The organism is Variovorax sp. GW821-FHT10C12, assembly GCF_059415405.1.
The window spans coordinates 351232-374885 of the sequence record NZ_JBWKNE010000003.1; the positions used below are offsets into that span (position 1 = coordinate 351232).

At 69.1% G+C, this 23654-nt stretch carries 20 protein-coding genes; 11 read left to right on the forward strand and 9 right to left on the reverse strand.

From position 1 onward, the window contains the following. Positions 1-57: 57 nt before the first annotated feature. Genes AC07OH_RS18185 through AC07OH_RS18200 form a run of 4 tightly spaced genes read right to left on the reverse strand, consistent with a single transcriptional unit; the run spans position 58 to position 7077 of the window. Positions 58-795: a putative type VI secretion system effector gene (locus tag AC07OH_RS18185; RefSeq protein WP_495301630.1), complete on the reverse strand. Its 738-nt coding sequence runs from the start codon at positions 793-795 to the stop codon at positions 58-60. After that, complete coding sequence (locus tag AC07OH_RS18190) at positions 792-3554, reverse strand: T6SS effector BTH_I2691 family protein (RefSeq protein ID WP_495301631.1); 2763 nt, start codon at positions 3552-3554, stop codon at positions 792-794. The genes AC07OH_RS18185 and AC07OH_RS18190 overlap by 4 nt, the downstream gene beginning before the upstream one ends. Before the next feature lie 6 nt (positions 3555-3560). Next, on the reverse strand, positions 3561-4562 hold the full coding sequence (locus tag AC07OH_RS18195; RefSeq protein WP_495301632.1) for a DUF4123 domain-containing protein: 1002 nt from the start codon (positions 4560-4562) through the stop codon (positions 3561-3563). Positions 4563-4569: 7 nt separating this feature from the next. Then, on the reverse strand, positions 4570-7077 hold the full coding sequence (locus tag AC07OH_RS18200) for a type VI secretion system Vgr family protein (protein WP_495301633.1): 2508 nt from the start codon (positions 7075-7077) through the stop codon (positions 4570-4572). A 468-nt stretch (positions 7078-7545) separates the two neighbouring features. Here AC07OH_RS18200 and AC07OH_RS18205 point away from each other — a divergent pair, with 468 nt between their 5' ends. The 4 genes from AC07OH_RS18205 (at position 7546) to AC07OH_RS18220 (ending at position 11771) form a co-directional block, all read left to right on the forward strand. Then, positions 7546-8229, forward strand: coding sequence for a response regulator transcription factor (locus AC07OH_RS18205; protein ID WP_062481198.1), 684 nt, complete (start codon positions 7546-7548; stop codon positions 8227-8229). Beyond that, entirely contained in the window at positions 8226-9599 is a 1374-nt protein-coding gene (locus AC07OH_RS18210) for a sensor histidine kinase (RefSeq protein WP_495301634.1), read from the forward strand. The genes AC07OH_RS18205 and AC07OH_RS18210 overlap by 4 nt, the downstream gene beginning before the upstream one ends. Positions 9600-9737: 138 nt before the next feature. Further along, positions 9738-10226 (forward strand): tripartite tricarboxylate transporter TctB family protein, encoded by a 489-nt coding sequence (locus AC07OH_RS18215; protein WP_139705330.1) that lies wholly within the window; start codon positions 9738-9740, stop codon positions 10224-10226. A 33-nt stretch (positions 10227-10259) separates the two neighbouring features. Then, positions 10260-11771, forward strand: a complete 1512-nt coding sequence (locus AC07OH_RS18220) for a tripartite tricarboxylate transporter permease (RefSeq protein WP_070060062.1) — start codon at positions 10260-10262, stop codon at positions 11769-11771. 29 nt (positions 11772-11800) lie between these two features. Here AC07OH_RS18220 and AC07OH_RS18225 read toward each other — a convergent pair whose 3' ends face one another. Beyond that, positions 11801-12313 carry a bacteriohemerythrin gene (locus AC07OH_RS18225; protein ID WP_495301635.1) on the reverse strand — a complete coding sequence of 171 codons (513 nt, stop codon included), beginning with the start codon at positions 12311-12313 and terminating at the stop codon, positions 11801-11803. A gap of 118 nt (positions 12314-12431) precedes the next feature. Between AC07OH_RS18225 and AC07OH_RS18230 the strand changes: the two genes are divergently transcribed. Next, positions 12432-12860: a YbaN family protein gene (locus AC07OH_RS18230; RefSeq protein WP_495301636.1), complete on the forward strand. Its 429-nt coding sequence runs from the start codon at positions 12432-12434 to the stop codon at positions 12858-12860. Here the strand turns inward: AC07OH_RS18230 and AC07OH_RS18235 are convergent, their stop codons facing one another. Then, positions 12861-13280: an outer membrane protein assembly factor BamE gene (locus AC07OH_RS18235; RefSeq protein ID WP_495301637.1), complete on the reverse strand. Its 420-nt coding sequence runs from the start codon at positions 13278-13280 to the stop codon at positions 12861-12863. 44 nt (positions 13281-13324) lie between these two features. Then, a complete protein-coding gene (locus tag AC07OH_RS18240; protein WP_495301638.1) occupies positions 13325-14794 on the reverse strand; it encodes a YadA family autotransporter adhesin in 1470 nt (489 codons plus the stop codon). Positions 14795-14964: 170 nt separating this feature from the next. Here AC07OH_RS18240 and AC07OH_RS18245 point away from each other — a divergent pair, with 170 nt between their 5' ends. Next, positions 14965-15357, forward strand: coding sequence for a carboxymuconolactone decarboxylase family protein (locus tag AC07OH_RS18245; protein WP_062481171.1), 393 nt, complete (start codon positions 14965-14967; stop codon positions 15355-15357). 6 nt (positions 15358-15363) lie between these two features. Here the strand turns inward: AC07OH_RS18245 and putA are convergent, their stop codons facing one another. Beyond that, the gene (putA, locus tag AC07OH_RS18250) at positions 15364-19104 is read right to left on the reverse strand and encodes a trifunctional transcriptional regulator/proline dehydrogenase/L-glutamate gamma-semialdehyde dehydrogenase (RefSeq protein WP_495301639.1); all 3741 of its coding nucleotides are present in this window, start codon (positions 19102-19104) and stop codon (positions 15364-15366) included. Positions 19105-19263: 159 nt separating this feature from the next. Here putA and AC07OH_RS18255 point away from each other — a divergent pair, with 159 nt between their 5' ends. From AC07OH_RS18255 to AC07OH_RS18270, 4 genes are read left to right on the forward strand one after another with little or no spacing between them, the layout of a single operon-like run. Continuing rightward, positions 19264-19869, forward strand: a complete 606-nt coding sequence (locus AC07OH_RS18255) for a helix-turn-helix domain-containing protein (protein WP_390346575.1) — start codon at positions 19264-19266, stop codon at positions 19867-19869. Continuing rightward, positions 19866-20417, forward strand: a complete 552-nt coding sequence (locus tag AC07OH_RS18260; RefSeq protein WP_495301640.1) for a GNAT family N-acetyltransferase — start codon at positions 19866-19868, stop codon at positions 20415-20417. The genes AC07OH_RS18255 and AC07OH_RS18260 overlap by 4 nt, the downstream gene beginning before the upstream one ends. Further along, positions 20414-21193, forward strand: coding sequence for a class I SAM-dependent methyltransferase (locus tag AC07OH_RS18265; RefSeq protein WP_495301641.1), 780 nt, complete (start codon positions 20414-20416; stop codon positions 21191-21193). Before AC07OH_RS18260 ends, AC07OH_RS18265 begins: the two co-directional genes overlap by 4 nt. A gap of 44 nt (positions 21194-21237) precedes the next feature. Beyond that, complete coding sequence (locus AC07OH_RS18270) at positions 21238-21621, forward strand: PaaI family thioesterase (protein ID WP_495301642.1); 384 nt, start codon at positions 21238-21240, stop codon at positions 21619-21621. Positions 21622-21628: 7 nt separating this feature from the next. Here the strand turns inward: AC07OH_RS18270 and AC07OH_RS18275 are convergent, their stop codons facing one another. After that, positions 21629-22603 (reverse strand): DMT family transporter, encoded by a 975-nt coding sequence (locus AC07OH_RS18275; protein ID WP_390346572.1) that lies wholly within the window; start codon positions 22601-22603, stop codon positions 21629-21631. Positions 22604-22744: 141 nt separating this feature from the next. Here AC07OH_RS18275 and AC07OH_RS18280 point away from each other — a divergent pair, with 141 nt between their 5' ends. Further along, complete coding sequence (locus AC07OH_RS18280) at positions 22745-23623, forward strand: LysR family transcriptional regulator (protein ID WP_495301643.1); 879 nt, start codon at positions 22745-22747, stop codon at positions 23621-23623. The last annotated feature ends 31 nt before the right edge of the window (positions 23624-23654 follow it).

The following is a 23654-nucleotide window of genomic DNA, read 5'->3' on the forward strand; positions in this document are numbered from 1 at the left end:
GAGGATGCAGGCGCAAGCCGAGCGACCATCGTCGTTGCCGGCTGGCTGGCCTGCCGGTCAGTACCGGAAATAGAAGGTCCCGTATTCACCCGGATCCTCCGGCTTTCGCTGCGCCTTGGCCGACCGCACGAAGTCGATGTTCGCCGGGTTCGGCAGTCCCAGGGCCTGGCCGACCTTCTCGGTCAGACGCGCGAACGGCATCCACTTGCGCGTGAGGCTGAAGGTCATCAAGCCGAAGAAGGCGTAGGAAATCGGTGCGCCGTAGGGAAACCCGAAAGCGATCATGTCCAGGCCCCTTGTCAGTCCGAGGAGCGCAAGGCACACCGCCGCAAGGACGGCAAGCCACAGCGTCACGCCGATGAACCACCACTTGACCGCATTGCGGACGTGCGTGCGCCGGCTCCTGGAGCAATGCGGATACAGCGCAATGGTGCGGTCCGATGGACGTGCCATCCCCATGGCTTCGTAGTGCTGACCTGTCCACTGCGCCGCCACCCGCACCTCGTCGCCTTCCTTGAAGGGGCTGCGCCACAGCCACCCTGTGACTTGCTGGCCGTCGAGCTCGAACTCGACACGGTCCGCGTCCTCTTCCAGGCTCGTTGCGCTCGCCGCCGTGGAGACCGCCTGGCCGCTGAGCCCGACCGCCGCGGCGGCGACGGCCACCACGCCCAGCTTGGACTTGTCGCTGTCGTCGAAGACAAAGCTCGCGCCCGCCCGCGTGCTGCGGTAGTTGCGAATGACACCGTTCAGTGTCACCAGGCCGGAGGCTACCGGTGTCGCCGTACTTTCGCTCATTGGAATCCCATCTCCACCAGGGCCTCTTGCAATTTCTTGTCCTGCTCGTCAGCGCTCTTGTAGCCTTCGTTCCGGCGCTCTTTTCCAAACGCCGAATGGTCGATCCACACCTGCAGCGCATCGGGCGTGACCCACCAGATTACCAACTGAATGGCGAACAGCCCCACAGTGATCCAGCCGCCCAGCGCCATGCCGACGATGCGCAGGCCCACGAACGCCGCAGCGCGCGCACCCACTGCACGCACGGCCGTGCCCACGGCAGCCTGGCCTGCCAGGCGACTCACCAGCGGCGCCGAGTACGTGAAGGCCACGGCGAGCGTGAGGACCCCCGACGCGACGCCCAAGGTACCCTTGGTCAGATACAGGAACGCGAGCATCCGGTATCCGCGATCCGTCTCCTTCACGCCCTGGACGAGATCGAAGGCACCGGTGACGATGCCGGCGGCGCCGCTGAGCACGCCTCCCCACAGCTTCAGATGCTGGTAGCTCCAGCTGTTGTTTCCGATGCTCGGCAGATTCTTGGCCACCGTCGCAGCGATGTCGTACATGGCACTGGTGATCGCCATGCCCGACGCCAGCAGGGTGCAATAGCTCTTGGCGTCGCCCTTGGTGATGCACTCCGTCAGCAGCTTGGCGAAGTTGACCCCCTCGATCAACGCGACCACCACCGCGAGCCGTGCGTCCTTGATCGCACTCACGCTGTTGGCGTTGCTACTGGTCCTGAACCGCCCCCATTCGGCCCTCAGGCTCTCGGCCTCGGCGCTGCGCATCGCGGGCGTATTGGCGGCCATGAAGGCGCGCGCGGTTCTCACACGCTGGAGCAATTGTCCGCGCAGGAGCTCCTCATTGTTCGCCTGGCTGATGATCAGGTTGGTCGAGTCGGCTGGATTGACGAAGGCCCGGATGCTGAACATCCACTGGATGAGCTTTTCGGAGGCGAAATCCGCAAGCTTGTCGATCCGAAAGGCCTTGAAGACGGCGTCGCCGACGCTGATGGCGAACTTGTCCGTTTGTCCCATCAACCGGGTCGGCTGGAGCCGTGCGCCGAACGCGTGGTTCCCGCCCTCGGCACTGGCCTTCGTGTTGGCATCGAAGATGCCCTGCGCCTTCTTGTACGTGTCTGCAAAGGCCTTGAGGCTCTTGGCGGTGTAGTTGGTCCACTTCAGGTTCGAAGCCAGGGTTTGCTCATCTTTGTGCTTCCTGACCTCGACAAGGACCTTGTCGAGTTCTTCTCGAGCGTCGTCCTGGTTCAACGTCAGGACACGCCACAACAGGTTGTCCTCCGAGGTTGCCTTGCCTTCGTTGATCCACTGGTTGATCTTGTCGGAACCCGTCTTGCATGCGCCCATGCCGAAGATCGCCTCGCTGACGGCGGCATCGAACAGGAGTCCGTCCTCGATGTTCTGGCAGTTGAAGTCGTTCAGCATGTCGATCAGAAGCGGCGCCTCCAGCCATTGCACGAGTGGAGGGGCCCGTCTTTCGCACAGTGCGACCGAGGCGGTCTGGAATTTCTCGAGGTTCTTCGTGAAGGTGCGCAGCGCCGGATAGTCGATGCGTTCAGCGTACTTCGGCCAGGCTTGTGCGGCGGCATGCCTGCCCAGGGCCTGGCCCACGGCGGGCGCCGCGGCCGTGAGCCGCTTGTCCAGCGAGCGCAGGAAGTCCAGCTGATTCTGGATGCTCTGGCGCTCGCTGTCGTAGATGGAGCCATCGTCGCTCCAGGTGGGAGGCAGGCGCTCCTGCCGCTTCTCCAGTTCCCGGATCTGCTCCTTGATTTCGTTGTCGCCCTCGACCCCGCGGCGCACCTGTTCCTCGGCCTGCGTCTGCGCCCGGGTTTCCAGGGACTTCTGCAGTCCCGCGTAGAGGAACGTGAGCGAGATCTGCTGGGCCCGTTCGGCTTCATACCGCTTGATCCAGCCCGCTGCGTCGTTGCGGTAGCCGCTGAGCTCGTGCGCGATGCCCATGGCATCCCACAGCGCCAGGACATGGGGCTGCCCGGGCTTGCCACCCTCGAGCTTGGCGCGCCCCTGCATATGCTGGACCGTGGACTCCGCCATCTGCATGCGCAGCACCCAGGGGTAGCGCGTGCTCATCTGCTCGAGCGAAGCCGTCTCGAACGTACCGTCCTCCTTGGTGAAGTCTTCGAGGGTTGTGCCGTGGGGCAGTCTGGTGGTGTTGAAACGGCCGGAGTACTCCAGCACGTCCTCCAGTGCGGCCCGGGTGGCGATGGCGCCGTGGCTGTGCTTGGCCCCTTCAACCATGGCCGCGGGATGCAGCGTCTGCATGCGCTTGTCGCGCAGCTTCTTGCTGGCGGTGTAGTCCTCGAGCGTCTCGTCGCTCCACTTGTGCTCGCTGAAAGCGATCCATGCCGTCCCGCACTTGTGGGTCTGTTCGATGACGAAATAGTGCTTGTGGGCAGGGTTGCTTTGGAGGTTGCACTCCTTGCGCTCGAGCGGCGGCGTGTGCGCCGCCTTGGGGCTGGGCTGCAGCGACAGGCCGCCGTCGGCGTGCACCATGTAGCACTCCCAGTAATTCCGCCCGCGCGCATGGTGGTCGTAGAAGAGATAGATGTAGCCGCTGCGCACCGTGCGCAGGGCGTACTCGAAGTCATCGCCCAGGGCGACGCTCGTGACGCGGTCACCGCTCGCCCAGCCGGGCAGACCCGGCTGGAGGCCTTTGGGCACGACGGTGTAGCGCACCGGCAGGATGGGCAGTCCGAAGGGCTTGCATTGGGCACAGGTGCCGGGGACAACTTCTGACATGGGTGATCAATGGGTTGAAGTGGGGGCCGGCCATGGCGTCGCGGCCAGGTGTTCAGGCTCGTCGCCGACCGGTACCGCGTTCACGCGGAGATCGGTCGCGATCTGCTGCCACTGCGCTTCGTCGAGATCCGCCACCAGGCCGCTGAAATAATCTTCCGGCGCTCGCTCGTCGAGCCGCTGCGTCACCCACGGGTGGCGGTCGAAGCGGGGGTGAACCGTCAAGGCGAGCCGTGCAAAGAGCGCCTGGTCGTTCGTGTCGTCGAAACCCCGCAGTGCGGCGCGCTTCACCGCCGCCACGGCCACCTGCGCATGCAGGCGGATCGGGGTGTCGGCAGGCATGGACGACCAGTCCCTCAACGCCTGATTGGCCGCGCCGGTCGCGTCGACCGTGGTCCATTGCTGCGGCGTCAGTTCGAGCCCGTGGGCCGAGGCTGCCGCGGCAGGGCGGCGAATGATCTCGATCTGGCCGAGCGGGTCCAGCAGGTACGCCGCCTCGATCGGCCCCAGCAACGCCGTCTGCTGCTGCGCGGACAGTTCGGGCCAGATCAGCCACAACACGGCAGGGTCGTGCAGCCGAAGCCAGACCTGCGCGTGGGTGAGGGCGTGTCGCTGGAGCATGACCCGCCCCAGATGGGCACCCACTTCCGATGCAGGGGCCGTGGTGACCAGCCAGGCGCCGATTCGTCTTCCGCGGCCGTGGCTCAGCGACTCGCGGTCGCAGTCGGCCTGCGCCTCGTCCAGCGTGTACGCCAGCATCCGGGCATGCGATTCGTCGTTCGGGCGCAGCGTCAGCAGGTGCGGCACGACACTGGGATCGATCCGCGGATGCGCCATGGCAATGGAGACAGGCTCCTGCGCATCGTCTGCCGGCCAGGACGGGTCTTCGGCGGGGGGACGCAGCGCGGGGTCCAGCAGGACCATGCATCCCCGCGCGCCCAGGGTCGACAGAACCGACGCCCGGTCCAGGGCATCGGCGTGGGCAGGCGAGGTCGCCGTCTTGGATGTCATCGGCACCTCAACCCAGGATCACGGTGGCCGCCTGCGAGGCCGACGCACCTTGCGCTGCAACGGCGCACCCCTTGTACCTGGACTCGGGAAGATGGCCCTCGGCATTCACGCTGTGGGGGCCGACAAGCGAGTGGCTCGCCGCATGTTCACGCCACACGCCGCTGGTCCCGCTCACGATGCCCGAGGCGTTCCAACGCGTATAGCTGGTCCCGCCATTGATCACGATCTCTTCCTTGGCGGTGATCGTGATGCGCTGGGCCTCCATCTTGATGTTCAGCCTGGCCAGCACGTTGATGCTGTCCTTCAACGCCTGAAGGTCGATGTCCGCGTTGGCGGCGATCAGCCGCATCCCCTGTTCGACGGCCGCGATGCGTACCGCCTCCTTGGCGCTCACCAGCAGGCTCTTGCCTGCCGCGACGCTCGTGTGGCCTGCGCTCGTGGTGGCGATGTGTTCGGTGGCCGCGATGTGCGTGGAGCCCGCCGTGGTGGCCTCGATGCCCGCCGGGCTGGCGATCGTCAGATGCGGAGCCTGGAACTCCGGGAACTGGCCTTGCGCCTTGTTGCCCGGGCCGGTGCCCTTGACCTCGTCGTTCTGCTTCTTCAGTTCCTTGGTGACAGCGTCCGAGTCCCCGCCCTCGTGCGCCTTGGCCTGCATCGCCGCCTCGCTCAGGCCCTCGTGCAGGTCCCTGGCGGCCGTGAGCCGGGCCACGGTCTCGCCCATGTCCGTCAGGTGGGCGTCCGCGTTGGGCCGGGCCTCTGTCGTGAGGAGCAGACCGCTGGCGGCCCGGATGGCGCCATGTCCGTCCGTTCTCAGTTCCGCCCCTTGTCCCCCCTGGTGCTTGCGCCCCAGGGTGCTGTCGATGCGCACGATATGCCCCAGGCTCAGTTCGCTGGCCTGCTCGTCGCTGCGCAGCTTGACCTGGATCTGCTTGTCGGTGTCGTCCAGGATCAGGTGATTGCTTCTGCCTCCCGGCTGATTGCCCCCGTCGCCCTGCAGCTCGCGGCTGCGGATGCCCGTCAGGCTCTTCTGGCTGGGCACCGTCCACGGCGGCATGTGGGCCTGGTTGTAGACCACGCCGGTGACCAGGGGGTGGTCCGCATTGCCGTCCAGGCACTGCACGATGACCTCCGAGCCCACCCGGGGCCAGGAGACCATGCCGGTCTCGCCCCCGGCCCAACCGCTGGACACCCGAACCCGGGCGCTGTACCTGGCTTCGCGGTCCCAGTGGTACTGGATCAGGATGCGGCCGTACTCGTCGATGTCCAGCGCGCCCATGCCGCCGTCGCCCATCACGGTGGCGGTTTGCGGGGCCAGCACGCGCAGCGGCTGGCTGTTCAAGCCCAGGCCGGGCCGCCAGGGGACCGCGCGCCGGCTGGCCACGAAGCTGTTGCGGTACTCGGACTTGCTGTCCGTCTGGAGGTAGTTGTTGGCGGCCACATGCCGGGCTTCGACGACCAGGTACTGGTTGTCTTCGGCCGGGCTGCCCTCGCAGCTGAAGTGGTCGGTGAGCTCGAACCAGCGCCCGGACTGGATGCCGTGGTGGTTGCCTTCGGCCTCCTGGCGCTTGGCACCGGCCTCGATCTCTTCCATGCGCAGGCGCACGAAGGCATCGCCACCCGTGTTCTCCTTGCGGAAGCCGTAGGCCCCGGCGTAGGCGTGCACGTCCAGGCTGGGGACCTCTCCCTGGCGGTTGAGCGTGGGCACCTGGGCGTGGCGAGGCGTGGGACTCTTGAAGTTGAAGGCGCTGGCCGAAAAGGTGCCGGAGGCGATCTCGCGCACGGGGGAGAAGGCCTGGATGCCTTCTTCCTCGGCCGGCCCGCCCTTCGCCTGGAAGCGCACGCGGGGTGAGCTTGCGTCGACAGGCTTGCACTGCGTGGTGGTGTCGTCGGTGAGGACCAGCGTGTGGCCGTCCCGGGCGTGCTCCCAGTGGTAGCTGTAGCCGGCCTGCTCCCAGCGGCGATGAAGGTAACTGTGGTCGCTTTCGCCCCAGCCGGCGCCTTGCACGGCCATGGTGACGAGCGGATCGTCGCCGCGCACGCACCATTCCCAGCGGGGCAGGGGGCTGTGGTCTTCGAGCACCGTGGCCGTGATCTGCCGCAGGCTCTGGTCACGAAACACGCGGTTGTTGATGCGCAGCGTGGTGAACCACAGCCAGGGGCGCAGCACGGCCCGGTAGGTGGCAACGCCGGCGTCCGAGCCGGCCAGTTCGAACTCGAAGACATGGCCGGTGAACCAGCGCAGCGAGCCATCGGGGCGCACCAGCGACACGGCCAGCAGCTTGCCCAGCATGTCCTTGAGGGCGATGCCCGCACTGTCGGCCAGAAGGGTCAGCGTGAATTTGAAGTCGCGGGACAGGCCCTCTTCGGCTTCCAGGCGCTCGATGACGATCGTGGGGGTGCTGCTGCGGCCGTAGGCATCGGTGGCGCCCGGCACATCGTCGTGGGGGAAGCTCAGCCTGAGTAGACGTTGCCCCTGGCTGTACGGAGACGAGAAGACATTGGCGACGCTGCCCATGGTGTTGTCCGGCGTTGATCACGTTCATGGACAACCTCGGCCCGATCAGGCTCCCGCCCTGCCAGGCAATGGCGTGCGGCTTTGTGATGTCCTCCCCGTGCCGCAGGATCTGCGTGCACAAATGCAATCGTACACGTGCACATTGGTCACAATTGCCGCTTGTTGAAGCGATGTGTACCTGTCGTATCGAAACATTTCCCGGCATCGCAACGGCGCTTCTTTTTCTAATGAAAAAGTGTTGATCGCCTGCGAGATTTCGCGAGATTGCAAGGTGTGCCGGGCTGCATCGCAACGCGCCGTTCATGGACAAACGGTAATGAAGCGCAGGCCTTTCCCGCTTCCACCTGGGCTAGCATTTGCGTTGCAGGCCCCCGCATCCCAGGGGGCGCAATGTGAGCACAACCGCACCGCCATCCATGGGTATTTCTTGCCGTGGCCGCACCGACTGACGTGCTCGGCCCCACCGTCATCTGGAACTGCCTCATCGTCGAGGACGACGCCGACAACGCGCGCTACATCGCCGAAGGTTTCCGTTCGCTCGGCCATGTGGCGGTGATCAGCCGCGACGGCGCGGATGCGTTCGCGCGCGCCACGGGCGAGACGTGGGACCTCGTCATCCTCGACCGCATGCTGCCCAACGACGTGGACGGCCTGTCGATCCTCACCACGATGCGCGCGCTCGGCAAGAAGACGCCGGTGCTGGTGCTCAGCGCCTTGAGCGCGCTCGACGAGCGCGTGCGCGGGCTCAAGGCCGGCGGCGACGACTACCTGGCCAAGCCCTTCGCCTTTTCCGAACTCGCGGCGCGCGCCGAGGCGCTGGTGCGCCGCTCGCGCACCGGGCCCGAGATCCGCACGCTGCAGCTGGCCGATCTCACGCTCGACCTGGCGCGCCGCCATGTGGAGCGCGGCGGCCGGCCCATCGCGCTGCAGCCGCGCGAGTTCAGGCTGCTGGCCTATCTCATGATGCATCCGGGGCAGGTGGTCACGCGCACCATGCTGCTCGAGGCCGTGTGGGACTACCAGTTCGATCCGCAGACCAACGTGATCGACGTGCAGGTGAGCCGCCTGCGCGGCAAGCTCGATGCGGGCGGCGCGCCGACGCTGATCCACACCGTGCGCGGCGTGGGCTACACGCTGGCCGCGCCGCAATGACCCGGGCCCTGCGCCAGCTGTGGCGCTCGGTCGGCTTCCGGCTCGCCTTCTACTACGGGCTGCTCGTCGCGATCACCATGCTGGCCGCGCTGGCCATCGTCTACATGCAGACCGTCGGCGTGCTGCAGCAGCGCATGGTGCGGCAGGTGGCCGCCAGCGTGCAGCAGCTGGTGGTGCGCTACGAAGCGCGCGGCGCCGAGGGCGTGGCGGGCGAGATCGCCCATGCGCTCTCCGACGGCCGCAACTCCGACAACGAGATCTACCTGCTCACCGATCGCGAAGGCCACAAGCGCGCGGGCAACCTCGACCAGATGCCCTCGCTGGCACCCGACGCGGGCGACGGCGTGCACCGCCGCGTGGTGCGCGCGGGCCAGACCGTCATCGCCTACCTCGTGATGCGCCCGCTGCCCGACGGCGGCATGCTCGTGGTGGGGCACGACCTGCGCGACCAGGAGTCGATCGAATCATTGGTGGCGAGCGCCAGCGCGGCGGCGGGCATCGTGGCGGTGCTGCTGCTCATCGGCGGCACCTTCGTCTTCCGCCAGGAGCTGGAGCGCAGCGTGGGCGCGGTGCGGCGCACGGCCGCGCGCATCGCGGCGGGCGAGCTGCAGGAGCGCGTGGCGCCGTCGGGCCAGGAGGACGAGTTCGCGCTGCTGGAGGGCGACATCAATGCGATGCTCGACCGCATCCAGTCGCTGATGGACGGCGTGCGCCATGTGTCCAACACCATCGCGCACGACCTGCGCACGCCGCTCACGCGCGTGCTGGTGCGCCTGCGTGCGGTGGAGGCGGGGCTCGGCGATGCCCACCATCCGCAGCGCGAGCCTGTGGCCACCGCCATCCGCGAGCTCGAGGAGCTGGCGGTGATGTTCGAGAAGCTGCTGCAGATCGCCGAGGTCGAGGCCGGCGCGCGGCGCCAGCAGTTCGCGCCGGTGGCGCTGCACGTCATCGCCGACGACGTGGCGGAGCTGTACGAGGCGGTGGCCGAGGTGCGGGGCATCGCGTTGTTGCGCGAGCCGCCCGACCGCGCCATCGCGCTCGGTGACCGCGACCTGCTCGCGGGCGCAGCGGCCAACCTGCTCGACAACGCGCTGAAGTACGGCGGGGCTGGCGCCACCGTGCGCATCGGCACGCACACGGTCGACGGGCGTGCGCAGCTGTTCGTGCAGGACGACGGCCCCGGCATTCCGAGCGCCGAGTACGAGCGACTGGGCGTGCGCTTTCACCGGCTGGACCACAGCACGCCGGGCCACGGCCTGGGGCTCGCGAGCGTGCAAGCGGTGGTGGCGCTGCATGGCGGGCGCCTGCAGTTCGGCGATGCCCGACCGGGCCTGCGCGCCTGCATCGACCTGCCGGCAGCGGACGCCTGAGCGGCGCCTTCTTCGTCTCCTCGCGCCTCGAACATTGCCGAATGGCAATGCTTTGTTCATACACACCGCCGCGCTGAATTCCTAGGATCGCTGACGCACATCGTGTGCCGATCAACGCAGTTCCAGGAGACATCAACGGTGAGAATCAAGAGTCAGAGAGACTTCTGCTCGGGCGTGCTTTTCAGCGCCTTCGGCGTGGCCTTCGCATGGGGCGCCACGACCTACAACGTGGGCACCGGCGCCCGCATGGGCCCCGGCTACTTCCCGCTCATCGTGGGCATCCTCATCGCCTTCATGGGCGTGCTGATCACGTTCAAGGCCCTCACGGTCGAGACCGACGACGGCGAACCGGTGGGCCGCATCGCATGGAAGCCGCTGCTGTTCATCATCGGCGCCAACCTGATCTTCGGTGTGCTGCTCGGCGGCCTGCCGAGCATCGGCCTGCCGTCGATGGGGCTCATCGTCGCGATCTATGCGCTGACCTTCATCGCGAGCCTGGCGGGCGACAGCTTCGGCTGGAAGGGCGTGACCCTGCTGGCGACCGTGCTCGCGCTCGGCAGCTACCTGGCCTTCGTGGTGGCGCTGAAGCTGCAGTTCCAAGTGTGGCCCACCTTCATCGCCGGCTGACCCGCGCAGAACAACAAGAAATCCAAGAGAACAATGGACCTGATTACCAACCTCTCGATCGGCTTCGGCGTGGCCTTCACCGCGCAGAACCTTGTCTATGCCTTCGTCGGTTGCCTGCTGGGCACGCTGATCGGGGTGCTCCCGGGCATCGGCCCCGTCGCCACCATCGCGATGCTGCTGCCCGCCACGTACGCGCTGCCGCCTGTGTCGGCGCTGATCATGCTGGCCGGTATTTATTACGGCGCGCAATACGGTGGCTCGACCACCGCGATTCTGGTGAACCTGCCGGGCGAATCGTCGTCGGTGGTGACCGTGATCGACGGCTACCAGATGGCGCGCAAGGGGAGGGCCGGGCCGGCGCTCGCTGCGGCGGGCCTGGGCTCGTTCTTCGCGGGCTGCGTCGGCACGCTGATCCTTGCGGCCTTCGCGCCGCCGCTGACCGAGCTGGCCTTCAAGTTCGGCCCGGCCGAGTACTTCTCGCTGATGATCCTGGGCCTGATCGGCGCCGTGGTGCTGGCCTCGGGTTCGCTGCTCAAGGCCATCACGATGATCCTGCTCGGACTGGCGCTGGGGCTCGTGGGCACCGACGTGAACTCGGGCGTGGCGCGCTACAGCTTCGACATCCCTGAACTCACCGACGGCATCGGCTTCATCGCGATCGCCATGGGCGTGTTCGGCTACGGCGAGATCATCGCCAACCTGGCCGTGCCCGAGCACGAGCGCGAGGTGTTCACCGCCAAGGTCAAGGGCCTGTGGCCCACCAAGGAAGACTTCCGGCGCATGACGCCCGCCGTGCTGCGCGGCACCGCGCTGGGTTCTGCCCTGGGCATCCTGCCGGGCGGCGGCGCGCTGCTGTCGGCCTTCGCGGCCTACACCATCGAGAAGCGCATCAAGCTCAAGCAGGGCGAGGTGCCCTTCGGCAAGGGCAACATCCGCGGCGTGGCGGGGCCGGAGTCGGCCAACAACGCCGGCGCGCAGACCTCGTTCATTCCGCTGCTGACGCTGGGCATTCCGCCCAATGCGGTGATGGCGCTGATGGTGGGTGCCATGACCATCCACAACATCCAGCCGGGCCCGCAGGTGATGACCAGCAACCCCGAGCTGTTCTGGGGCTTGATCGCCTCGATGTGGATCGGCAACCTGATGCTCATCGTGCTGAACCTGCCGATGATCGGCATCTGGATCAAGCTGCTGACCATTCCCTACAAGTGGCTCTTTCCGTCGATCGTGCTGTTCTGCGCGGTGGGCGTGTACTCGGAGAACAACAACACCTTCGACGTGTGGATGGTCGCCATCTTCGGCATCGTGGGCTACCTGTTCCTCAAGCTCAAGTGCGAGCCCGCGCCGCTGCTGCTGGGCTTCATCCTCGGGCCGATGATGGAAGAGAACCTGCGCCGCGCGCTGCTGCTGTCGCGCGGCGACTGGAGCGTGTTCGTCATGCGCCCGCTGTCGGCGGGGCTGCTGGCCGCCGCGGCGCTGCTGCTCATCGTGGTGCTGCTGCCTTCGGTGAAGGCCAAGCGCGAAGAGGCTTTCGTCGAGGAGTGACGCGGCGGTGGCGCGGCGTCATGGCCGCGTCACCCGCCGAACAAGCGCCGCATCCACCCCATCTTGACCTGCCCCGCGGCGCCGCCTTGCTGCACCGCCTTGCGCACCTGCGCATGCACCAGCACCTGCGCCGACGAATCCGTGGTGTGCAGGTGCGCTTTCACGGTCGGCACGTAGGCACCGTCTTCATGGCGGATGTGGTTGAACAGCCAGCGCGAGAGCATGTCGTGCAGCTCCGCCAGCACTTCTTCGCCGTTCTCGAAGCGCGCGCGGAACTCGGTGACGCGGCGCACGAAGATCTCGTGCACCTTCCGGTGCGGGCCGGTGAAGGGGTAGCCTGCGTCCTCGATCATGGCCTCCTCGAACGCGAAGTGCGAGGCGGTGTAGTCGATGGTCTCCTCGATGATCCGGCCCACGGCCTGGCGGTCGTTGGTGCGACGGGCATCGTCCAGCGCATTGATGTACTGCACGATGCGCTGGTGCTGCATGTCGATCTCATGGATCCCCGTATTGAGCTCGGTCTTCCATACAAGGTGGGCCATGGTCTTCAGAACTTTGCAGGTGGATGTAAAAGTCCAGTATCGGCAGCCGAAAGCGGCGCGCGGTTGATCTGAATCAAGCGCGTCGGTGCGGTGAAAGAGAAAGAAAGACAATCGGCCCGTGACGCCCGCCGAAGACCCCCAGAACCCGCCCGCTGTCGAGCCCCGGCCGTTGCCGCTGGTCGTGCGCTGGCTGCTGATGGTCTTCGCCGCGCTGTGCCTGGTGCTGGCCGCCATCGGCGTGGTCGCGCCGGGCATGCCGACCACGGTCTTCGTGCTGATGGCCGCGTGGGCCGCGGCGCGCAGCTCGCCGCGACTGCACCGCTGGCTGCTCAACCACCGGCTCTTCGGTCCGCTGCTGCGCAACTGGGAGAACGGCCGCACGGTGAGCCGGCGCGCCAAGTGGAGCGCCACTGCGGCGATGGCGTTCTGCGCGGTTGTCATCGTATTGACGGCACACAAGCCGTGGCTCGCAGGCGTCGCCATCGGCTCGATGGCGGTCGTGCTGGCGTGGCTGTGGCGGCGGCCGGAGCCGCCGCAGGGCGGCTGATCAGCCCTTCACCAGCTCCGCGCAGATCGCCGGGTTCCAGTGGAAGCTGCGTGCCTTGTAGTCGGTGTCGAAGATCACCTTGTAGCGGCAGCTCGTGGCGCCGCCGCCCGAGCGGAAGTGAAAGACGTAGTCCCACTCGCGCACGGCCGCCATGCCTTCGTCGAAGTGGGGGCGGCCGATGAGGGCGTACAGCTGGTCCTTGGTGGCGCCGGGGCCGATGGCGCGCAGGTTTTCGCGGTTCGGAAAGCTGCCTTCGGTCTGCCACGTTTGCTGTTGATCAGCGCCGGGCCAGACGAGTTCGGCGGCCTTGCCGTCGTTGTCGATGCCGCGGCTCACGTAAGAGGTGCAGCCGGGCAGGGCGAGCAAGGCGAACAGGGCGGTGGCGCCGAACAGGGCGGCGCGGGGGAGTGTGCGTGTCATGAAAGAAGAATTCCTGTAGCCCGGAGCGATGGCGTTCATGCGGCTCACCACTGGAAGCCCGCACCGGCCGAGACGCCGACGTTGCCGCGCGAGTTGGCCGAGCCGGTGAACTTCATCACCCACTTGCCGTTGTCCGAGATGCTCGAGAAGCCGACCGCGAGCGCGCTCTGGCCCTCGTAGCCGGCGATGCCGGCCGCGATCATGTTCTTGCCCGGCATGTAGGCCTGCGGCATGCCGGCCATGGCCATCGCACCGGCGGTGCCGGCATTGGCGTCGCGCTGGTTCACGCGGATGGCGTCGCGCCACTGCGCGCTTTGGGCGTTGAGCTGGTTGACGTTGACCGCATCCGTGCCGGCCACGCCGGGCGCCACGTTGGACACGGTGGTGCCGTTGGGCGCCTGTCCGTTGCCCAGCACGATCTGGTTGTGGTTCACGCTGCCGTCCACGTTGGTCACGTAGTTGACCGCGCCGGCCTGCACCGCCTGCAGCTGGCGCACGTTGACCGCGTCGGTCGCCTGCGTGCCGCCCGCCACGTTCGTGATCTGCCGCTCGCCACCCGCGCTGCCGACCGAGACCGCGCCCTGCGTGGAGCCCACGGCGACGTTCGAGAAGCGCTCTTGCTGGCCGTTCATGCCTGCGCGGTCGGCGGTGGCGCCGGCGCCCAGCGCCACGCCGTTGACGGCGCTCGCTGTCGCGCCGGTGCCGATGGCCACGGCGGACGCGGCCGATGCGGTGCTCTGGCGGCCCACGGCCACGGCCGATTCGGCGCCCGCGGTGGCGCGGTCGCCCACGGCCACGGCGCTGTCGGCCAGCGCCTGCGTGTTCGCGCCCAGCGCGGCGGCGTTGATGCCGTCGGCAATCGCCTTGTCGCCGGCCGCCAGGCTGCTCTTCTTGCGCGCCTGTGTGTTGGCGCCGAGCGCGGTCGAATTGATGTCGCTCGCGGTGGCGCGGTCGCCCACTGCGACGCTGCTGGTGGCCACGGCCGTGCTGTTGGCGCCGATGGCCGTGGCGTTGGTGCCGAAGGCCTGGGCCACATTGCCCACGGCGGTGCTGCTGACGCCCGCGGCCACGGTGGTGGAACCGATGGCGGTGGCGTAGGTTTCGGTGGCGCGTGCGTCGGAGCCCGCTGCCACGCTGCCGAAGCCGGTGGCCTTGGCAGCGGTGCCGCCGAGCAGCAGCGCGTCGCCGCCGAGGTTGCCGCTCACCATGCCTTGCAAGGCCGCGGCATCGGGGCCGCCGTTCACGGGGTCGGTCGGCACGCCGGTGATGAGCGCGAAGCCGCCGTTGCCGTTGGGCACCTGGCAGGCCCACGTGGGACCGGCGCCGCCCGAACTGCAGACCGCGCCCGAGCCGGTGGTGTAGCTGGCACCGCCCAGGCTCACATCGGCCCAGGCCGACGGGCCGGCAAGGCCGGCGGCCAGTGCGAGCACGGCGCCCGCGATGCCTCTGGTTTTCTTCTTGTGGACGAATGCGACGCGCGCACCGCCTCCCACGTGCTGGATGACGTGTTCCATGGTTCTCTCTGCTCCCTGAGATGGCGCCTGATGGCGCGCTTGATGTGTGACGCTTCGACTGTATGAACCGCAGGGCGCGTGAACCTAGGACCTAATTCACAATAAATGTGAACGACCCGAAAGCAATTGTTGCTTTCCATCGCGCATTCACACTTCCCTCAGGAGATCGCATGAAACCCCAGCCCATCGAGCACGCCGCCGCCTCCGACGAGGTCCGCGCGGTGTTCGACGACATCAAGGCCTCGCGCAACGTGCCCGACGTCAACAACTTCTGGAAGTACCTGGCCAACGACCCGGCCACGCTCAAGCGCACCTGGGCCAGCCTCAAGGAGGTGATGGCGCCGGGCGCGCTCGACCCGGTGGTGAAGGAAATGATCTATCTGGCGGTGAGCGTCACCAACAACTGCGGCTACTGCATCGCGAGCCACCACGCGGGCGCGGAAAAGGCCGGCATGACGCCGGCCATGTTCGCCGAGCTGATGGCCGTGGTGGGCATGGCGAACGAGACGAACCGACTGGTCAACGGCTACCGCGTGCCGATCGATCCCGCGTTCGATAAGTAAGCCTGCTCAACCGATCGTCATCAGGCTCGCATTGCCGCCGGCCGCGGCGGTGTTGACGCTCAGCGCGCGCTCCAGCACCAGGCTCTCGAGCGGGATGCCGGTGTCGCCCGGCGCGAAGCCGCGCACGCCGACGAGGGGGCCGGGCCGCGCCGCCACCTGCTGCAGCACGCTGGCAAGGTGGCCGGCGTCGCCGTGGTGCAGCACGGCATCGAAGACCACAGTGGGCGCGCGCCAGTCGTTGGCGAGCACGACCGCGTGGCGCGCCTCGTCGGGCAGCGCCGCCAGCAGCGCGTGCGCGCCGGGCGCATCGGCGGGCCAGATGGCGGTGCTGCCGACCGACAGCACGGCCGCCAGTTGCACGAGCCGGTCGGCTTCCGCATCGGCGAGGCACAGCACGGCCTCGCGCGGCTGCAGCGTGTAGACGTTGCGCTCGCCGGTCGGGCCGACCAGCGTGCGCGCGCGGCCCACGTGGGCCAGGCCGGCGAAGCGGCGGCACTGCGCGGCCAGCGCGTCGCGGCCCGTGTCGCGCGCCCAGCCTTCGAGCGCCGCGAGGCCGGCGGATGGCGAGACGGGTACGTCGTCCGCCACGGCGCGCGCCAGCACGTCGTCGGGCCGCGTCGACAGCAGGCGCGCCATGTACAGCGGCCCGCCGGCCTTCGGCCCGGTGCCCGACAGGCCTTCGCCGCCGAAGGGCTGCACGCCCACCACGGCGCCGACCATGTTGCGGTTCACGTAGACGTTGCCGGCCTGCGCCTGCGCCACCACCTGCGCGATGGTCTCGTCGATGCGCGTGTGCACGCCCAGCGTGAGGCCGTAGCCGCTGCCGTTGATCTGGCCGATGAGCGCGCCCAGGTCGCGGCGGCGGTAGCGCAGCAGGTGCAGCACGGGGCCGAACACCTCGCGCTGCAGCTCGCCCAGGTGTTCCAGCTCGACCAGCGTGGGCAGCACGAAGGTGCCGTGGCGTGTGTCGTGGCCGAACTCGCGGCCCTGGCGGAACACGCGTCGGCCGCGCCCGCGCATGCCGGCGATGTGGCGCTCGATGCCGTCGCGCGCCTCGTCGTCGATGACGGGGCCCACGTCCACTGCGAGCCGCGCGGGGTTGCCGATGCAGCTCTCGGCCATCGCGCCCTGCAGCATCGCCACGAGGCGGTCGGCCGCCTCTTCCTGCACGCACAGCACGCGCAGCGCCGAGCAGCGCTGGCCGGCGCTGTCGAAGGCCGAGGCCATCACGTCGGCCACCACCTGCTCCACCAGCGCGGACGAGTCCACGATCATCGCGTTCTGCCCGCCGGTCTCGGCGATCAGCGGCACCGGCGCGCCGTGCGCACCCAGGCGCATCGACAGCGTCTTCTGCAGCAGGCGCGCGACCTCGGTCGAGCCCGTGAACATCACGCCCTGCACGCGCGCGTCGCCGACCAGCGCGGCGCCGACGGTCTCGCCGCGCCCCGGCAGCAGCTGCACCGCCGCGCGCGGCACGCCGGCCTCCCACAGCACGCGCACCGCTTCGGCCGCGACCAGCGGCGTCTGCTCGGCCGGCTTGGCCAGCACCGGGTTGCCGGCCGCGAGCGCGGCGGCCACCTGGCCGGTGAAGATCGCCAGCGGAAAGTTCCACGGGCTGATGCACACCACCGGCCCGAGCGGGCGGTGCGTGGCGTTGGCGAAGTCGGTGCGCGCCTGCGCCGCGTAGTAGCGCAGGAAGTCGACCGCTTCGCGCACCTCGGCGATGGCATTGGCGCCGCTCTTGCCGGCCTCGCGCATCAAGAGGCCGAGCAGGCGCGGCTGCTGCGTTTCGAGCAGGGCGGCGGCGCGCTCGAGCATGGCGGCGCGTTCGGCGGGCGACGTGGCGGCCCACGCCGCGGCGACGGCTTCGGCCTGCGCAATGGCCGAGGCCACGTCGCCCGGCACCGCGTCCTGCACCTGGCCGACGAGGTCGCGGCGGTCGGCGGGGTTGCGCACCTCGGCCCAGGTGCGGGCGGCTTCGTCTTCGGCGCGTGGCGCGGCGAGCATCGGCGTCGCGCGCCAGGGTTCGGTCGCGCTGGCCTGCAGCGTGGCGGCGAGCGCATGCAATGTGGCTTCACTCGCGAGGTCCAGGCCCTGCGAGTTGGCGCGTTGCGTGCCGTAGAGCGCGGCCGGCAGCGGAATGGCCGCGTGCGGCAGGCCCATCGCGCCTTCCTGCGCGGCCATGCGATCGACCGTCGCGACCGGGTCTTCCACCAGCGTGTCGAGCGGAATCGACGCATCGGCGATGCGGTTCACGAACGAGGTGTTGGCGCCGTTCTCCAGCAGCCGCCGCACCAGGTAGGCCAGCAGCGTCTCGTGCGTGCCCACCGGCGCGTAGATGCGGCAGGGCCGCCCGAGCGGGCCCACCACCTGCTCGTACAGCGGCTCGCCCATGCCGTGCAGGCACTGGAACTCGTACTGGCCCGGCGTGTAGCGCGACGGGTCGGCCATCGTGTAGATCGCGGCCAGCGTGTGCGCGTTGTGCGTGGCGAACTGCGGGTACACCGCGTCGGGCGCGTCGAGCAGGCGGCGCGCGCACGCGAGGTACGACACGTCGGTGTAGGCCTTGCGCGTGTAGACCGGGTAGCCCGCGAGCCCGTCGAGCTGCGCGCGCTTGATCTCGCTGTCCCAGTAGGCGCCTTTCACGAGGCGCACCATGAGCCGGTGGCCGCTGCGGCGCGCGAGGTCGATCACCCAGTCGATCACGAAGGGGCAGCGCTTCTGGTAGCCCTGCACCACGAAGCCGATGCCCTGCCAGCCCGCGAGCGCGGGCTCGAAGCACAGGCGCTCCAGCAGGTCGAGCGACAACTCGAGCCGGTCGGCTTCTTCCGCGTCGATGTTCAGGCCGATGTCGTAGTGCAGCGCCAGGAGCGCCAGGTCGCGCAGCACCGGGTACAGCTCGGCCATCACGCGCGTGTACTGCGCGCGGCTGTAGCGCGGGTGCAGCGCCGACAGCTTGATCGAGATGCCCGGCCCGCCGTACACGCCGCGCCCGTTCGAGGCACGGCCGATGGCGTGGATCGCGTCTTCATACGCGGCGCGGTAGCGGCGCGCGTCGTCGGCCGTGAGCGCGGCCTCGCCGAGCATGTCGTACGAATAGCGAAAGCCCTGCGCCTCCAGCGTGCGCGCATGCGCCAGCGCCTGGGCGATGGTTTCGCCGGTGACGAACTGCTCGCCCATCATGCGCATCGCCATGTCCACGCCCTTGCGGATCAGCGGCTCGCCGCCCTTGCCGATCAGCCGCGTGAGCGTGGCCGACAGGCCCGTCTCGCTGTGCGTGGCCACCAGCCTGCCGGTGAGCAGCAGGCCCCAGGTGGCGGCGTTGACGAACACCGAGGGGCTGTGCCCCGCGTGCGCCTGCCACTGGCCTTGGGCGATCTTGTCGCGGATGAGCGCGTCGCGCGTGTCGGCGTCGGGAATGCGCAGCAGCGCCTCGGCCAGGCACATCAGCGCCACGCCTTCCTGCGACGACAGCGCGTACTCCTGCAGCAGGCCCTGCACGAGGCCCGAGCGGCCGCCGCCGTGCTTGCGCTGGCGCAGCTGGTGGGCGATGCGATGGGCCAGGGCGTGGGCTTCGTCGGCCTGGTCGGCCGGCAGCCGGGCCTGCGTGAGCAGCGGTGCCAGCGCCTGCGATTCGGGCGGCCGGCAGGCGGCCGTGATGCGGGCGCGCAGCGCGGAAGGCGCGGCGGGGCCGTCGGCGAAGGTGACGAAGGTCGAGGGCAGGGGGGCGGGATCGTTGGCGCTCATGGTGCGTCGATGGTGGTGATGTGTTGGATGATTTCAGCGATTGGCATGAATATTTCTCCAAAGAACAGTCACTTCGACGAGCAAGTCTCTGCGGTCGAGACGAGCCGCTTCGACCCTGGGGTTGACTGAATTTCTATTTAATTGGATATTTCATCCAATATGAAAGAAGAATCAGCTTCGATCCCCAGTCTCAACGACCGCATCGCCCAGCGTGTGCGCGCCCTGCGCGCGGCGCGCGATCTCTCGCTCGACGCCCTGGCCACGCACTGCGGCGTCAGCCGCTCCATGATCTCTCTGATCGAGCGCGGAGAGAGCAGTCCGACGGCCGTGCTGCTCGAAAAACTCGCGACCGGCCTGGGCGTGCCGCTGGCTTCGCTGTTCGAGTCCGACGCGCCGGCCGCCAGCCCGGTGTCGCGCCGCGCCGACCAGCTCGAATGGCGCGATCCGCATTCGGGCTACCTGCGCCGCAATGTCTCGGCCGGCGGCGACGCCTCGCCGATCCAGATCGTCGAGGTGCTGTTTCCGCCCGGCGCGCGCGTGGCCTACGAAACCGGCGCGCGCGAGCCGCGCATCCACCAGCAGGTGTGGGTGCTCGAAGGCTGCATCGAACTCGCGGTCGGCGACCAGCAGCACCGGCTCGAAGCGGGCGACTGCCTGGCGCTCGTGCTCGACCAGCCGACGAGCTACTTCAACCCCACCCGCGAGACGGCGCGCTACGCGGTCGTCATCACCAGCGCGCCTTCTCACGCATCCAACCGGAAATGACCATGACTGCTGCCACCCCCACCCCGCGCCTGCGCGCCCTTTCTTCCGTCACCGAGGCCGAGCTGAACGCGCTGGCCGACGTGCTCATCGATTGCGTCGAGGGCGGCGCCTCGGTGAGCTTCATGCAGCCGCTCACGCCCGAACGCGCACGGGCCTTCTGGCGCCACGTGGCCGACGGCGTGGCGCGCGGCGAGCGCGAGCTGCTCGTGGCCGAGGACGACGCGGGCATCGTCGGCACCGTGCAGTTGGTGCTGGCACAGCCCGAGAACCAGCCGCACCGCGGCGAGGTCGCGAAGATGCTGGTGCACCGCCGCGCGCGCCGGCTCGGCCTCGGCGCGCTGCTGATGAAGGGCGCCGAACAGCGCGCGCGCGACCACGGCAAGACCCTGCTGGTGCTCGACACCTCCAGCCCCGAGGCCGAGCGGCTGTACACCCGCTGCGGCTGGCAGCGCGTGGGCACCATTCCCGGCTACGCGCTGCTGCCCGACGGCACGCCGTGCGGCACCACCTACTTCTACCGCGCACTCGACGGCGCCACCGCGGCATGAGCGCATTCGACGACCTGCTGCGCGACGCCCAACAGCGCCCGCTGACCGGCTGGGACCTGTCCTGCGACGGCCGCATCGTCACCACGCCCGCGCCCTGGCATTTCGAGGATGCGGTTGACCGGCTGGCCCGCCTTTCGCCCGACCTGCTCGACATGGGCACCGGCGGCGGCGAGTGGCTGAGCCGCCTGCCGCACCGGCCCGCGCGCACCGTCGCCACCGAGGGCTGGGCGCCGAACGTCGGCATCGCGCGCGAGCGGCTGGCGCCGCTGGGCATCGAGGTGATCGAGGTCGAAGGCGCCGACGACAACGCGCTGCAGGCGGACGACGATGCGCAACCGAAGCTGCCGTTCGCCGATGCGTCGTTCCATCTCGTCGTCAACCGCCACGAGTCCTTCGCGGCGCGCGAGCTGCAACGCATCCTTGTGCCGGGCGGGCACTTCCTCACGCAGCAGGTCGCGTCGGATTTCAACGCGGGCTTCCACGCGCTGCTCGACCTGCCGTGGTCCGCGCCGCCGCGCTGGCAGCTCGACACCGCCACCGCGCAACTGACGCGGGCCGGGCTGCGCGTGGTGCACGGCGAGGCGGGCGCGGAGCGCCTGCGCTTTGCCGACATCGGCGCCTTCGCCTGGTACCTGCTGCAGGTGCCGTATGTGTGCCCTGGCTTTCGCATCGACGCCTGCCGCGCGGCGCTGCAACGGCTGCATGCGCGCATCGCGCAGGGGGAGGCGCTCGAGGTGCGGCAGACGCTGTTCTGGCTCACGGCCGAGCGGCGCTGAGCCGTGCGGTCTACAGTCGGCGGGTCCTTTCATTTCCCGTCGCCATGAAACATCCCTTCGCCGAACTGATCGACCTGCACTGCGAGGAAGCCTCCGCCGGCGCCAGCACCATGACGCTGGTCGTCGCGCCGCAGCACCTGAACCCGCATGAAGTAGTGCATGGCGCCGTGCTGTATGCGCTGGCCGACACGGGCATGGGCACGGCGCTGTACCCCACGCTCGAGGCGGGCGAGATCTGCGCCACCATCGAGATCAAGATGAACTACTTCAAGCCCGTGTTCGAAGGCAAGGTCGTCTGCAGGACCACGCTGCTCAACCGCGGGCGCACCGTCGCCAACCTGGAGTCGCGGCTGTACGTGGGCGAGGTGCTCGTGGGGATGGCGAACGGCAACTACGCGATCTTCCGGCGCAGCCGCGCCGAGGGCTGACCGCTGTTCAGGGCGTGACGCCGCAGGTGCGCTGACCCGGCGCCGGCACGCGAACCGGCGCCACCGGCGTCGCCGCCCGCTTCGCTGCCGCCACATGCAGCAGCAGCGCCACCACCACCATCGCCACGCCGACGATCTCGTGTGTCGCGGGCGGCTTGCCCAGCGCCACCCCCATCAGCAGCGCTGACACCGGCACGAAGTTCAGGAAGGCCGTGCCCGTGACCGCGCCGAGCGCGCGCACGCCGTGGTTGAAGGCCAGCACCGCGAGCGCCGACGGCACCAGCCCCACGTACAGCAGCACCTGCCACGACAGGCGCAGCCCCTGCGCGTCGGGCGCGGGCGAGGCGCCCAGCGCGGTCATGCCCACCGCCACGGCCAGCAGCAGCGGCCACGAGGCCAGCACCGTGAGCGCGGTGTAGTCCACCGTGTCCAGCGTCGGGAAGCGCGCCGCGCCGCGCGTGTAGACGACCCAGCCCAGCGTGCCGACGAAGGCGATGGCATCGCCCAGCAGCGTGTCGTGCGACAGGCCTGCGCCACCGGGCGACAGCAGCCCAGCCACCGTCGCCACGCCGGCCAGCGCCAGCGCGGCGGTCAGCAGGGTGGTGCGCGTCGGGCGCACACCGTCGAGCCACCAGCGCAGCAGCTGCGTGGTGATCGGCGTGGTGGCGATCAGCACCGCGCCGTGCGAGGGCACCGAGTGCGAGAGCCCGACGAACAGCAGGATGCTGAACACGCCGAAGCCCGCAAAACCATGCAGCGCCAGCGGCACCGCGTGCTGGCGCAGCTTGTGCCAGCCGCCGCTGCCGCGCAGGCCCAGCAGCGCGGCGAACACCAGCGCCGACAGGGTGTAGCGGATGAGCGTGAGCCACACCGGCGCCACGTGCTGCAGCACGCCCTTGCCGACGAGGAACAGGCTGCCCCAGCTGGCGGTGGCGAAGAGCAGGGCCGCGATGCCCGGCAGGCGTGAGGAAGGGGAGGACACGGGGAAACCTTTCAAGGAAACGGTGAGTGCGTGACCTGAAGGATGGGGATGCGCCGCCGCGAAGGCCATTCGTTTCTTTGGACCGGGGCTTCCGAAAAAGCGAACGGACCGCCGCGTCGCACGCGCTCACAATCCGCAGTCATGGAGCTGTACCAACTGAAGACCTTCGTCGCCATCGCGAAGGAGGGCAACCTGACCCGCGCCGCCGAACGCGTGTTCACCAGCGCCCCGGCCGCCAGCGCGCAGCTCAAGGCGCTGGAAGACGAACTCGGCGTGCGCCTGTTCGAGCGCACGCCGCGCGGCATGTCGCCCACCGCGGCCGGCCGGCGCCTGCTCGAGGAGGCCGAGCGCACCCTGGCCTCGGCGATGCGCATGCAGTCGGCCGCCGACCAGCTGCGCGGCGCGGCGCAGGGCGTGGTGCGCTTCGGCACGGTGGTCGATCCGGTGGCGCTGCGCCTGGGCAGCGTGCTGGTCACGCTGGCGCAGCAGCACCCGCAGGTCACGCTGCAGCTCAAGCAGGGGCTGTCGTACGAAACCCTGGCGGCCGTGCAGCGCGGCGAACTCGACTGCGCCTATGTGCTCAGCGATGCCGAGCGGCTCGAAGGCTTCGAGCTGCGCCGCCTGGGCGTGGTCGACCTGGCCGTGGGCCTGCCGCCGGCGGTGGCGCAGGCGCACCCCGAGCTCACGCTCGAACAGCTCACCGACCTGACCTGGGTCGGCACGCCGCCCTCGTGCATCCTGCGCGCGCACCTCGAAAAGCTGTTCGCCTCGGCCGGGCGCGACTACCGCCAGGGCGTCACCGCCGACGGCGAGAGCGCCATCCGCAGCATGGTCGCCAGCGGCATGGGCGCGGGCCTGATGCGGCTGGACCAGGCCGAGCAGGGCGAGCGCCAGGGCGAGCTCGTGGTCTGGAACGGTTGGCGCTCACACACGTGGCTGTGCTGGGTCGCGCCGGCCGGCGGCCAGCGATCGGCGGCGGTCGAGGCCGTGCGCGGCGCGGTGTTCGACGCCTGGGCCTGATCCGGGTCCGACGCCGCCCCGGATTTCCGCA